Below are 12,598 nucleotides of genomic sequence, written 5' to 3' on the forward strand. Positions count from 1 at the left end.
TGAGTATGATAAACACTTATCGGACAATTTTGAAATATTATGAGCAGTCGCGAACAAAAGAAACTTCAAACTCGGCACGCTTTTTTTAACGCCGTACTCGATCTATGTATGACAGGGCAATCTTTTAGCTCTATTAGCCTCAGGCAAGTCACCCGCGAGGTTGGCGTAGTGCCGACTGCGTTTTATCGTCATTTTGATGATATGGAGTCACTAGGGCGCGCCTTAGTCATCGAGGAGCTGGGCGGTACACTAGCCGCGCTTAGCGATAGTCTACAAATCGGACGCAAACGTAGTTTTGATCGTCAAATAGCCAAGAGCATTCAGCTGTTTTTGTATATGGTCAGCGACCAGCCTTATTACTGGCAGTTTTTGGTCAGTGAGCGTTATGGCGGTTCAGAAGCGGTACGCAAAGCTATTAATGAGTTAGTAAAAAAGCATGCCCAAAGCTTAGCAGATGATTTGGCGTTACAGCCAGCGTTTACGCATATCAATGCTTATGACCGCCGTTTGCTGGCTGAGGCTGGCGTAAATATGTTCTTTTCTTGGATTATCGACTGGTTGGAGTTGACCTATACTGAAGACCACGATGACGAGATCGATCTAAATGAAATCGAAGAGAATAAGCAGTTGATGCTCCATAATTGTACTCGTCAAGCACAGATGTTGTTTTATGGTGCTTATAATTGGAAATCGAGTGAAGAGACTCGCCTGCGAGATTGATGAGTCACTCACGATGATTCACTAAAAACTCGGACGAAAAGCCCATAGTCGCTGTCCAACCACTTTGATTTCTTTGGGCGTGTCGCTATTGGTATTACTACCATCAGTACCGTTTGGGGTTTGGTTATTATTTGACCGCTGGCTGTCGTTCACTGCGGTCTTACTGATTAAAACGGTAGCAAAGCGCTGTCTACCCCGTCCATTATCAGTAACAACATTGTCACTTGCTGTGATAAGCGCCATAAAAGCCTGACTGTCAACTGCTAGCAACGGGGCTATCGCTTGACGCTGTGTATCATCTACGTCGCTCAGATTTGTCAGCTGCCATATCTCATCGATAGAGGTCAATGCTTGTCTTGCGCGCGCGTCGACCAATCCTTGCATCTGCTGGCTGGTTGCACCATCAATCAGTGCTGCTAACAATACTGGGCTGGCAGCATTGATGTTGATAGGCACGTAATAAGGAACCGCAGTCAGATAAGGTCGCATGGTCGCTAATGCCTCAGCACTTACCCCTTGCACTTCTTGTAACTGATCAATACTGACAAAAGGTTGATTAGGTAAAGCGCCATTTGCAGTGCCGCTTGGCTGCTGGGCGTATACTGTGCTTTCATCACCACCATCTTGATAGACATCGCTGTCCGCGTCTTGCCAATCAAGTACCGCAATAGCAATATCTGTCTCTAGGTTTAGTTCAGTCAATAATCGTTGAAAGACTGCCAGTGCAGCCGTATTAACCGCACCGCCTTGATACAAATTATTGATATTAAAACGACCCGCCTCATCGCGTAACTCAATGCTGACACTATGGTTCGCCAATGTGTAAGGCGGAATTGGCTGTGCCCAAATGTCTCGCTCACTATCGGTATCGTTAAGCTGACTATCCGCGCGAATCATCGTCACTGCCAACTGTTGACCAGCATCGATATCTTGCAATAGCTGATTTTGATCAAACAATAAGCCGCTACGCCTAATAGCGACCTTTTGACTGGCCAGCATCGCTCCTGCAACCACGGTAATACTCACGACCAATAGCAAGATCGTGAGCAGCGCCACACCGCGCTGAGCGTTCACTGTTATTGACATATATAGCCTTTATTGCTCGGCAAGTGATGCCTATTATATACCACCCTCTCAATTACCATTTTCTATACTGCCATTATCTGTATTGCTGCTACCATTACTATCACTACCACTATCGTTATTATTACCCTCAGGATTGTTAGTCACGCTTGGCGTACTTTGTGGTATCGGCTGCGGAGTAAGCGCCCACTGCCACGTGATTGGCATATCTTGATACGTAAAATTAATAGAAACACCTTTTGGGAGCAGAATAGCATCGGGCTCACTACTCTCGGTATTTGCTGTCTGTCCCAAGGCGGTATTGATAGTAGTGCTACTACTATTGATATCATCACTTGGAAATTTAGGGCTTAGCTCTGGTAGATAGGCTTGCCAACGTCCTGCGCTAATATCCTCTAATAGCACGCTGTCTAAGCTAACGCTATTGCTTCCATTTTCTAGACTAGTGTACTGCCGACGTATTAAGCGCCCATCTGCAAATACATACTCGATATGCTGGATACTCGTGCTGCTTTGATAGCGTGGGTCAGGATCAGCAAAACGTACAAAGCTGATGTGCTCACTATCTACCTTCATAAAAGGCTCAGGTACTGTTTCGCTGGTTTGCTCGCCTGCTGGACTGGTACTATCTGTACGGTTATTTGTAGGCACAGCAACACTGACGTTTGGATCGCTAAGCGCTTGATAAGGGACTACTTGTGCCATATCTTGTTGCAGCTGTAAATAAGCATACTGTAGTACAGCCAAGTTATCCGCATGGGTTTGGGCGCGTTCACGAGCGCGGTTGACACTATCAAATACTTGCCAGCCTGCGACTGCTAGCATCGCGAATATCGCCATAGCAACCATCAGCTCGAGCAGTGTAAATCCACGCTGTCGCTTCACAGGCCATCTCCTGCTTGCCGGGTATTATCACCACCCACGTTATTAAAGTCTAAGCTTGCCGTATTTTGCTCAGCATTACTTAGCATGACACTAATATCAGTGACCGAGGTACGCGTTTGTCCATCTATGATAGGTGCCACCGATATATTAACTTCTTTTAGAGCAGGTGTGATGGCATCGCCAACTGTCATCACTATTTGCCAGTCACGACCTTGAGCATTCACGGTTTGAGTACGATTGGCGGTCAGCCATGTCTCTTGGATTCGTAAGTCAGCAGCGGCATTTTGCGCCACAAAATGAGCAAGCGTACGGGTACGCAATATATCAACCGATCTTAAATACGCACTGCTGGCACGGCTGGCTGCTACTGCTACTACTGCCAAGATAGCTAAAGCAACCATAACTTCGATTAACGTAAAGCCACTCTCACGTTTAGCATTAATTGCTCTCGGCTTATTCATCGTTTTGGGACTGTTAGATCGTTTGCTCACTATAGCCCCTGCCCTATCATCATACTACCATCAGGCATAATGGTAATCACCTCCCCTACTAGTCGCGAGTCATGGATGACTTCAATGGTAACTGGTGTCGCCTGTCCCGTACCAAACCATAATATCTGCGGTACGGTTTGATCACTAAACCAAGGTTGTAGCGACTGCGTCTGTCCTGTATTTGCCAGATTGATAGCGTCCAAACTTTGGACTCTGATACTGACACCAGCAGGCAGTTCAGGCAAGCTCACTTCTGACTCAAGATCCCAGCTCGGTGTTGGCTGCTGCTCTCCAATGAAGCCTGACATACCGCCCAGATCTGCAGACAGCTCCATCGAATTTTTGGACTGGCTGTCGAAATTACCTGATAGGTTGCCTGATACGCTATCAGCAGTTTGATAAGCGATATAGGGATTTGACAAGGTAACGATGACGGGCTCTATTTGACCTTGATTATCTGCTTGTAGACGTAAACCCATTGGCTGCATACGCTCAGCTGATAGTAGACGAACGTAGCTCAAGGAGTCGGTAAGGTGCTCATAAAAGGCGCGGTTTTTTCGGGATTCGCTACTCCCAACAGACAGACTCATCATGCCAGCAAATATAGACAAAATAACCACCACTACTACGATTTCAACCAGCGTAAAGCCAGTCTGCGTGGTCTTATATATCGATAAAGGAGATAATGAGTCACAAACAGCTGTAGGAGCACCGCTGTAGTTAGGGTTGGTAGCTATCGTACCGAAGTGGGTTAAACGTGAGGTTTGACTGATTAAGGCTAAAGGGCGAGTGGCCACTGAGCTGGACTGAGTCTTGACAGTGACCGGCATATCGCACCTATAGAGCCTATAATTCATTTATATATGTAGGGTAATAGATTTTGCTTTTATAAACGCTAAAAAGAGACATTTTAATGTGTTGCCATATCGGGTATGGCAACACAGAAATGACGTCATTAATGGTAGCCAAAATAATAAATCATAGACCGTTTAATAATTGGTATTGCGATGCTCTTCTGACTCAGTGTCGATCTGCTCTACTAGCTCTTGCATGTCTTCATCCATCACCTCATCATCCTCAGCGGGATAATGACTAGGCAACTCTAGCATTTGTTGAACAAAAGCGTAACGCAAGGTATCACGGCGACCTAAATAACGCTGATAAAAACTTGAATTTAGCAGCCCTGCACCGCCTTGACCCATTGCCCAAATAGACGACAAATAGTCACGTGTGCTCAAACTACTGTGTTCGTCTTTTAAGTAAGCACTAATAATATCAATCAAGCGCTTCATACGTTGGCGGCGAATATCATATAACTCACCAAACAAGCGATTGAGACCAGTAACTGATGCAGCAAGACGCTCTTCGATTTGATTCAGTAGCATGGCTTTTTGTGGATTAAATAACTGCTGAAAAATCATGCGGGCAACACCTGCTGATGGGCAGTCATCGATACGGTTGATATCGAACAGCTGCTCTTCATAACGAATAATAATACGTAGGTAGAGCTCATCTTTACTAGAAAAATGCTTATATAGCGTGCCTTTGGCCAAGTCTAGCTGATCTGCCAAACTGTCCAACGTAATATCACCATCGCCTGACTCAAGTAGCAATTGCTCTGCCATCGCTAAGATATTCTCTTCTCGTGCCTTGAACTGATGCTGACGACTCATAATCTCTCCTAAAACATGACAAGATTAAGCATACAACCATCATTCACAGCAGTATAGGTAGTAAGCGTTTAATGCTATACCAAAACTGCTAAAGCTCTACAACGGGGAATATGCTTATGTTTGCTGACATAGTTATCGGTAGTCATGTGATTATATTTATTGTGATAAATACTTAGGGGGATTGAACCACAAGACTATCGAATAAATGACTGATTGGTCATAGCATAACCATTTTAGTGGTACTGTGCCAGTAAATTTTCAAAGTTTTTTGCCGTCAATGCACCTACTTCTTCTGCACTACAACCATACATGTCTGCGATGCAGCTCGCCACGTAGGGCACATACGCAGGCTCATTGGGTCTACCGCGTTTGGGGACTGGCGCCAAGTACGGACTATCAGTTTCGATTAATATTCTATCTCTTGGCATTTGTTTAGCAGCATCCTTGATATCTTGCGCGCTCTTAAAACTCACGATACCTGAGAATGAGATATAAAAACCCAGATCCAACGCACGCTTTGCGGTCTCCCAGTCTTCAGTAAAACAATGAATGATGCCATGCTCAGCGCCCTCACTTTTTAGGATATCTATCGTATCCTCTTTTGCATCGCGCATATGGATCACAAGCGGTTTTTTTAACTGTTGACTGGCATGAACATGGCGCGCAAGGCTGGCTTGCTGCTCTTTTTTATTTTCTGTTGACCAATAGTAGTCAAGACCCGTTTCTCCTATTGCCCATACGTGATCAGCCTTTGCAGTTTCTATTAGACGCTCGACTGTCGCTGATTGCAAGACACCAATATCTTCACAGGGATGAATACCCACACTCATCCCTAAATTGAGTGTCTCATCGCCATAGGTACTAACAATATTTGCAATCTCATCATATTCCGCAAAATCACACATAATTGCCATCGCACGCGTCACATTGGCAGCTTTCATGGCATCAATTGCGCCTGTCAGTTGACCATCATACTTGGTTAGATCTAAGCGGTTTAGGTGGCAATGTGTATCTGTAAACATAAATAATCTCGTTATTGGAAGCGTATCGGTGAAAACTATGCAATAAAAACTATGCAAATTAAAAATTCGTTAGTATCTTAATTGTTCTATCAATGATGGTTTTCAAGTAGTGGATGATTTTCGAGCGGCGTAAGTTCAAGCCAAGCAGCGTAAGTGCAGCTACGTGCAACGGAAAATAGACTTACGCGCGGCTGGGTATTTAATGAGCGTATTTTCAATTAACGTATGGTGCCTACCGTTAATGCAGCGGCACCACCCGCATGACTTCTTCTATCGTTGTCACCCCTTCGCTAATGCGTTTAGCACCTGAGAGACGCAGTGGCTGCACACCTTCACGGTACGCTTGCTGTTTGAGCACATCCAAGTTTGCATCAGCGGCGACCAATTTTTTCAATTCATTAGATAATGGCATAATCTCGTAGAGGCCAACTCGGCCCTGATAGCCTGTATGGCGGCAGTGCTCACAGCCCTGCGCCATATAAATCTGCGCAGGTACTGCTGCACGCCATGGTTGGACCAACTCTTGCCATTGAATGGCGATTTCGCTATCTGGTGTCACGTCTACTGCTTGCTTGCAATGCGAGCATAGCGTACGTAGCAATCGCTGTGCCATAACCCCTAGTATCGTCGCTGACGTCAAAAACGGCTGGATACCGAGATCATGCAGACGAGTGAGTGAGCTTGGTGCATCGTTGGTGTGAAGCGTCGAGAGTACCAAATGCCCTGTTAGTGAAGCCTGCACGGCCATATTTGCCGTTTCGGCATCCCGAATCTCTCCCACCATAATAATGTCAGGATCCTGACGCATCAACGAGCGAATACCATCAGCAAAGTACAGATCAACTCCTGGATTGACCTGCATTTGGTTAAATGCAGGCTCTATCATCTCAATCGGATCTTCAATCGTACAGACATTGACTTGCTCAGTGGCCAGTTGCTTGAGCGTGCTATAAAGAGTCGTGGTCTTACCTGAGCCTGTCGGGCCCGTGACTAGAATAATACCATTAGGGTTCGCAGTCAGCTGATGCCAAGTCTCAAGCTGCTTGCCTGAGAGACCGAGCTGAGCAAATGAGCGTACGAGTACTTCAGGATCAAATACCCGCATGACCAGCTTTTCACCAAAAGCAGTGGGCATGGTTGAGAGACGTAACTCAGTCTCCAATCCTTTTGGTGTACGGGTTTTTAAGCGACCATCTTGGGGTTTGCGTTTTTCTGCGACGTTGAGACGCCCCAAAATTTTGATACGTGCTGTCACTGCCACGATGATCGCAAGCGGCATCTCATACACAGTATGCAGCACGCCATCGATACGGAACCGCACTTTTCCCGTTTCACGGCGTGGCTCTAAATGGATGTCACTGGCGCGCTGCTCAAAGGCATATTGCAACAGCCAATCAACGACTCTGACAATATGCTGATCATTGGCATCAGGATTGGTATTGTCACCCAACTGCAATAACGCTTCGACGTTAGTGACATCAGCCGCGGCGCGTTTGTGAACACTGTTTGCCCCAGCGATCGCTTGCGTGACTTGATAGAACTCCTGACGGTAGCGATTGATTTGGTCAGGACTAATATAAACCGTGCGATAGTTCTTTAATTTAATCAGCTTTTCAATACTGGAGTGCCAATCGGTATAAAAAGGCTGGTCGGTACCGATGACTACCTCATCTAGAGTAACCTCTATCGGCAAAATATGCTGTGAGCGCGCGTACTCAAATGACATCAGCTGCGTGACGGCAGGCACATCAATCTTGAGCGGGTCGATACGGACCAGTGGCACGCCCGCTTTTGATGCTAGCCACTGATTTAACCATGCCAGCGTCAGTTTACTTTCAGCGCTAGTGTCTGCTGCATGACCATTCGGCAACCCAAACTCACTAATCGTCAGCAGTGGATGCTGCGTTTTATCACGGCGACTGGTAATCACTAGATTGTAGCTGCGCTGATCAATGACTTTATCTGCCAATAATTCATCTAGGCACCAACGCAAATCAATCACTATCGAATAATTTTGAGCAGACATATTTTTCTTCTTCTATTATGGTTAAATGGTCTCTTATCAGACAAGGCATCAACTCATACGAGCGCTATTGCCACCACTGATGTTATTTGTAGCTGCCCTGACGCTATTAGCCTAAAGCCCACATCAACAGACTTATAACGCATCACAAATGATGCATCCACCTCTTGACGACGATAAGCTGGACGCGGGTCTTGAGCGATTAGCGCTTTGATAGCATCGATATCAGAGACTACCAGCTGGCTTTGTATCTGACGAAGTGTTGCAGCTACTGTAGCATTTCTGGATGCACTTTTTATATGGCTACTTATGTGGTTACTTATATGAGTACTGCCCTCGTCACTATCGTTGATACCAGCTGGCTCTTTAGTGCTCACTAGCAGCATAAATTGCTCGTAAGCATGCTCGGTCATAATCACGTCTAGCAGCGTTGGCGCAGCGGGTGCAAATCCGCTTTGTGCCTGTATGAGTGCATCGCTATAGGACACATACGGCTTTATATCAATAATTGGGGTACCGTCTATCATATCAGCACCTTTAATGATAAGTAGTATACGACCTTGTATCACCTCTACACGCTCAAATTTAACGACAGATAACCCCAATGTTGATGGTCGATACATACTACGACTGGCAAACACCCCTATCTTTTGGTTACCACCCAATCTTGGAGGGCGCACTTGTGCTCGAAAGTTACTATCCGCTTGATGGTTGTCATTATATCCAAAATTTTTGTATCGATAATTATGATGAAACTGCCAACTGATCCATATATGACTAAAAGCATCTAAACCCTCAAACGCGGCTGGCGTATCATAAGGCGCGACCATTTCAATAGCGCTGGTCAGCGCGACCAAATTTGGCTGGCGCGGTGCCCCAAACTTTTGTGAAAGCGGTGCGCGGTGGTAGCCAATGATAGGCGATTGATGATAACCAACTAAAGGCATATTGCCATCAGACATAAGCCTGCTCCATAATAGCTGACTGTCTTTTTAGACAGTTCTATCAAATGATACAAAATTACTCACTAACGATATTCCATTTTATCATGCTAGAAGGTAACGGCTAGACGGATTTTTATTTTAAAGTTTGGTATTATGAGCAATCATTTTGATGAGAGTCTTTTTCATTTGTACTCTCTGATACTTATTTGTAAAGGCTATTGGCATTAATTGTGAATGGGTATACGAAATACAATATAGGCTACCTTCTCTTTTATAGAGACTGATAGGCCAGATTTATTATTAAACCTTCGTTACTTACGTTTTAATAATCAGTATTTTCGATAACTATTAGAATACTGGTAGGTTTTTATATTTTTTAATCTATCATTGAAAATTTTGATTTAATACGTATTTAAACGTGACGACACCGACAGCAACTTATTAATTAACGAGGACTTTATGTCAAAACTTCGCACCGAAACGGTCACAGAGGTTCATCACTGGAATGACTCTCTATTTAGCATCAAAACCACTCGTGACGATGGCTTACGCTTTCGTAATGGCGAATTTGCGATGATTGGACTTGTTGTCGATGGTAAACCATTGCTACGTGCTTACTCGATTGCCAGTCCTAACTACGAAGACCAACTAGAGTTCTTTTCTATCAAAGTTCAAGACGGTCCATTGACGTCACGCTTACAGCATATCAAAGTGGGCGATGAGTTATTGGTCAGCAAAAAACCCACCGGCACATTGGTACTAGATGACCTATTGCCTGGCAAGCATCTATATATGCTATCGACAGGTACTGGGCTTGCACCATTCTTAGCGTTAGCACGTGATCCTGAAGTTTATGAACGCTTTGATAAAATCATCTTAGTACATGGCGTCCGTCATGCTCATGACTTGGCTTATCGTGATATGTTCGAAAACGAGCTGCCTAATGATGAGATATTTGGTGAATGGTACCGCGAAAAATTCATCTACTACCCGACTGTTACTCGTGAAGAGTTTAAGAATCAGGGACGTGTCACAGACTTAATGAAGTCAGGTAAACTGTTTGAAGATATTGGCTTGCCACCGATGAATAAAGACGATGACCGTGTCATGTTATGTGGTAGCATGCCGTTCAATGCTGAGGTTTCAGAGATTCTAGATGGCTTTGGTCTTACTGTTTCACCACGTATGGGTGTACAGGCTGACTATGCCGTTGAGCGTGCCTTTGTCGGTTAGATTGAGAGTAATTCAGGGAATAGAAAATTATCTAAAATAATTCTTGACGCCTGCAAATAGGCTGCTATAATACGCAGCCTATACAGTCAACACTGTAGCCAAATTCGATAATAGTTGTAATAAACATTATCTCCTAACATGCCAGTGTGATGGAATTGGTAGACATGACGGATTCAAAATCCGTTGCCTTTAAAAGCGTGTCGGTTCGAGTCCGACCACTGGTACCAATATATAGTTCTATAGCTACTTATAGAGCCGTCAAAGCCCCTGATATCAGGGGCTTTGTTGTATCTGGCGTTCCATACCGTCCCATGAATCTATCCTAATCCATGCATCTGATGTACACTACTATGTACACTGGTTTTTTAAATGTACATTGGGGTGTTAGTCATGGAAGCACGCAAGCCAATCAGCTCTGATCGAAGCATAAGTAGTCATAAAGCCGATGACAAGGAATACCTAGTCTCTGTAAAAAATCATCCTATGCTTTATCTCATGGTCAGACCTAATGGCACTAAGTCTTGGGTTTACCGCTATCTGTCCCCTACTCATTCAAAAAACAAACGTATATCGCTTGGTGTATATCCAAACGTATCGTTTTCACGTGCCTGTGAAATTTGGCGTGACTATGAAGAGCTACTAAGCCGTAGCATTGACCCCAAAAGCCATCGTGAAGAATTAAAGAAAAGTCTTATTAGTAAAACTAAAAACTCCTTTAATCATTTTGCTTGGGAGTATTTTGAAGGACTAGAGCAGACTCAAAAAGGTAATACGTTAATTCGTAAGAAAGGTCGTTTAAAGCTTATATGCTCCTATATTGGTAATGAACCTATTAGTGACATTGGTTCACCTAGAATGCTCGAAGTATTACTAGACATCCAAGCTAACTCATTAAATAAAGCTGGCAAGCCCACAGATAAGGCTGAACGCTGTGCAAGCATCGCTAGCGATGTATTCATCTATGCGGGAGCTCGTGGATTCTGTAGCAGCAATCCTGCGGCACTTATTAAAAGTCAATTAGCTAAGTCTAGCTATGGTCATCGTCCTGCCATTACTAAGCCTAAAGATTTGGCTAAACTGTTGCGAGCTGTTGAAACAATAGAAGGCGATCCAAACACAATTAACTCCCTTAGGCTATTGGCATTACTATTCGTACGTAACGGTGATCTACGCCGTATGAGGTGGGTCGATATTGATCTAGAGGCTGGTAGATGGCAATTAAAGCCATTAAAAGGCCAAGGCAAAGTTAACATGGTTAAAGATATGGTGGTTCCCCTACCTGATCAAGCCTTATCTATATTGCGTGAGCAGCATAAGATAAATGGACATACTGAATATGTCTTCTTTAGTCAGACGGCAAAAAAGCACCAGATCATCTCTGAAAATACAGCAAACAAACGCCTCAAGGATTTAGGCTATCAAAACATACATTGTGCTCATGGCTTTAGAGCGACAGCAAAGACACTCTTACAAGAGCAGCTAAAATACCCTCTTGTGCTTGTAGAGATGGCATTGGGTCATACCACTAAAGATCCTAATGGAAGCGCTTACGGTCGATTTGAGTACATTGATGATCGTAGCGATATGATGCAGAAGTGGGCTGACTATTTAGATGCTTTACGAGAAGGTAGAGATACAGCAGAGTTTAGAGCGGATGCGCAAACCAAAGCTGACCACGCTACTCAGTTGCAGGCTTTGATTGATCAGTTAGGAGAAGATAAGGTTTTAGAGCTTCTCAAAAATAAAGCTTAAATCGATACTTACTACAATACTAAATTAAAGTGAAAAATATACTATGTTAGAAAAAGGCCTTTTTAGGCCTTTTTTCTTTTTTGCATCATTGACATGACTCAAATTAAAGATTATAGTTGCTTCATATCTTTTATTGCATCATTCTCATGCACTAAATTTTTAGCTATATTTTTTTAGTGTGTATAGCAAGTTTGCTATACACACTCTTAACTACTGGATACTGTCTAATGATTAAAACTATCAAAAAAATGCTCAAACGTAATAAGCTTGATCAGGACCATTGGCGCTCTATCACTAGATATGAAGTAAATGTAAATATCAGTATCTTAGACGATATCAAATTTCCTGAAGATATTTACGATATCGCTTTATTGCAGAAAGGTAATGACGTGCCTAATGAAGTATTAAATTACCTCTTAACAAACAATGAGCAGTATAAGCATTTTTTTAATCGTACAAGCAACAAGAAGGCTATTGTAATAGACGCCTACCCAGAAGAGCTAGAAAACAAAAACGTTGTCTACTTCAAGATGAGCTTAACACATGAAGTTAACTTGAAAGCAGACAACAAAGATAACGCTCGATTGCAGGCATTTAATGACTATAAAGACCATGATATATATCAAAGCATACAGTTAGTCAAAAGGCCAGGTACCAATGTAGATATAAGCATCGAATTTGAAAGTGAAAAAGCTGACAAGATATTCTGTGGTGAAGTGGGTTATTAACCACCACTTTTCAGCTTGCAAGAGAACCTAACTAACTGGACTAA

12 protein-coding genes and 1 tRNA gene are annotated in these 12,598 nt (G+C 43.6%); 5 read left to right on the forward strand and 8 right to left on the reverse strand.

The genetic code is table 11. The annotated features are described in order from the left end of the window. The first annotated feature begins 39 nt into the window (after positions 1–39). A complete protein-coding gene (locus tag AC5JP1_RS05250; RefSeq protein WP_319050194.1) occupies positions 40–720 on the forward strand; it encodes a TetR family transcriptional regulator in 681 nt (226 codons plus the stop codon). Between the two features lie 21 nt (positions 721–741). On the opposite strand, the gene gspK is transcribed toward AC5JP1_RS05250, so the two are convergent. The 8 genes from gspK to tsaA all read right to left on the reverse strand — a co-directional run bounded on the left by gspK (position 742) and on the right by tsaA (position 8,859). Then, positions 742–1,806 (reverse strand): type II secretion system minor pseudopilin GspK, encoded by a 1,065-nt coding sequence (gspK, locus tag AC5JP1_RS05255; RefSeq protein ID WP_493843418.1) that lies wholly within the window; start codon positions 1,804–1,806, stop codon positions 742–744. A gap of 48 nt (positions 1,807–1,854) precedes the next feature. After that, positions 1,855–2,688: a type II secretion system minor pseudopilin GspJ gene (gene gspJ / locus AC5JP1_RS05260; protein WP_493843419.1), complete on the reverse strand. Its 834-nt coding sequence runs from the start codon at positions 2,686–2,688 to the stop codon at positions 1,855–1,857. Continuing rightward, entirely contained in the window at positions 2,685–3,179 is a 495-nt protein-coding gene (gspI, locus tag AC5JP1_RS05265) for a type II secretion system minor pseudopilin GspI (protein ID WP_493843420.1), read from the reverse strand. The genes gspJ and gspI overlap by 4 nt, the downstream gene beginning before the upstream one ends. Continuing rightward, positions 3,179–4,009 carry a prepilin-type N-terminal cleavage/methylation domain-containing protein gene (locus AC5JP1_RS05270; protein WP_493843421.1) on the reverse strand — a complete coding sequence of 277 codons (831 nt, stop codon included), beginning with the start codon at positions 4,007–4,009 and terminating at the stop codon, positions 3,179–3,181. Before AC5JP1_RS05270 ends, gspI begins: the two co-directional genes overlap by 1 nt. 159 nt (positions 4,010–4,168) lie before the next feature. Further along, entirely contained in the window at positions 4,169–4,852 is a 684-nt protein-coding gene (locus AC5JP1_RS05275; protein WP_319050189.1) for a TetR/AcrR family transcriptional regulator, read from the reverse strand. Positions 4,853–5,085: 233 nt separating this feature from the next. Further along, positions 5,086–5,874 carry a TatD family hydrolase gene (locus tag AC5JP1_RS05280; protein WP_493843422.1) on the reverse strand — a complete coding sequence of 263 codons (789 nt, stop codon included), beginning with the start codon at positions 5,872–5,874 and terminating at the stop codon, positions 5,086–5,088. A 238-nt stretch (positions 5,875–6,112) separates the two neighbouring features. Beyond that, entirely contained in the window at positions 6,113–7,900 is a 1,788-nt protein-coding gene (gene tfpB, locus AC5JP1_RS05285; RefSeq protein WP_493843423.1) for a type IV pilus assembly ATPase TfpB, read from the reverse strand. Between the two features lie 53 nt (positions 7,901–7,953). After that, positions 7,954–8,859, reverse strand: a complete 906-nt coding sequence (gene tsaA / locus AC5JP1_RS05290; protein WP_493843424.1) for a tRNA (N6-threonylcarbamoyladenosine(37)-N6)-methyltransferase TrmO — start codon at positions 8,857–8,859, stop codon at positions 7,954–7,956. Positions 8,860–9,300: 441 nt separating this feature from the next. Here tsaA and AC5JP1_RS05295 point away from each other — a divergent pair, with 441 nt between their 5' ends. From AC5JP1_RS05295 to AC5JP1_RS05310, 4 genes are all read left to right on the forward strand, one after another. Next, positions 9,301–10,074: a ferredoxin--NADP reductase gene (locus AC5JP1_RS05295; RefSeq protein ID WP_319050186.1), complete on the forward strand. Its 774-nt coding sequence runs from the start codon at positions 9,301–9,303 to the stop codon at positions 10,072–10,074. Between the two features lie 140 nt (positions 10,075–10,214). Beyond that, positions 10,215–10,301, forward strand: a tRNA-Leu gene (locus AC5JP1_RS05300). 163 nt (positions 10,302–10,464) lie between these two features. Beyond that, positions 10,465–11,826 (forward strand): tyrosine-type recombinase/integrase, encoded by a 1,362-nt coding sequence (locus tag AC5JP1_RS05305; RefSeq protein WP_493843425.1) that lies wholly within the window; start codon positions 10,465–10,467, stop codon positions 11,824–11,826. A gap of 227 nt (positions 11,827–12,053) precedes the next feature. Next, positions 12,054–12,554, forward strand: coding sequence for a hypothetical protein (locus tag AC5JP1_RS05310; protein ID WP_493843426.1), 501 nt, complete (start codon positions 12,054–12,056; stop codon positions 12,552–12,554). Positions 12,555–12,598 lie beyond the last annotated feature (44 nt).

The organism is Psychrobacter sp. H29, assembly GCF_059073055.1.

Excerpts from the sequence above, each read along its gene's own strand:
- AC5JP1_RS05250 (WP_319050194.1), top strand. The coding sequence starts at position 40 with ATGAGCAGTCGCGAACAAAAGAAACTTCAAACTCGGCACGCTTTTTTT.
- AC5JP1_RS05275 (WP_319050189.1), bottom strand. The coding sequence starts at position 4,852 with ATGAGTCGTCAGCATCAGTTCAAGGCACGAGAAGAGAATATCTTAGCG.
- AC5JP1_RS05270 (WP_493843421.1), bottom strand. The coding sequence starts at position 4,009 with ATGCCGGTCACTGTCAAGACTCAGTCCAGCTCAGTGGCCACTCGCCCT.
- tfpB (WP_493843423.1), bottom strand. The coding sequence starts at position 7,900 with ATGTCTGCTCAAAATTATTCGATAGTGATTGATTTGCGTTGGTGCCTA.
- AC5JP1_RS05310 (WP_493843426.1), top strand. The coding sequence starts at position 12,054 with ATGATTAAAACTATCAAAAAAATGCTCAAACGTAATAAGCTTGATCAG.
- gspK (WP_493843418.1), bottom strand. The coding sequence starts at position 1,806 with ATGTCAATAACAGTGAACGCTCAGCGCGGTGTGGCGCTGCTCACGATC.
- AC5JP1_RS05305 (WP_493843425.1), top strand. The coding sequence starts at position 10,465 with ATGGAAGCACGCAAGCCAATCAGCTCTGATCGAAGCATAAGTAGTCAT.
- AC5JP1_RS05295 (WP_319050186.1), top strand. The coding sequence starts at position 9,301 with ATGTCAAAACTTCGCACCGAAACGGTCACAGAGGTTCATCACTGGAAT.
- AC5JP1_RS05280 (WP_493843422.1), bottom strand. The coding sequence starts at position 5,874 with ATGTTTACAGATACACATTGCCACCTAAACCGCTTAGATCTAACCAAG.
- tsaA (WP_493843424.1), bottom strand. The coding sequence starts at position 8,859 with ATGTCTGATGGCAATATGCCTTTAGTTGGTTATCATCAATCGCCTATC.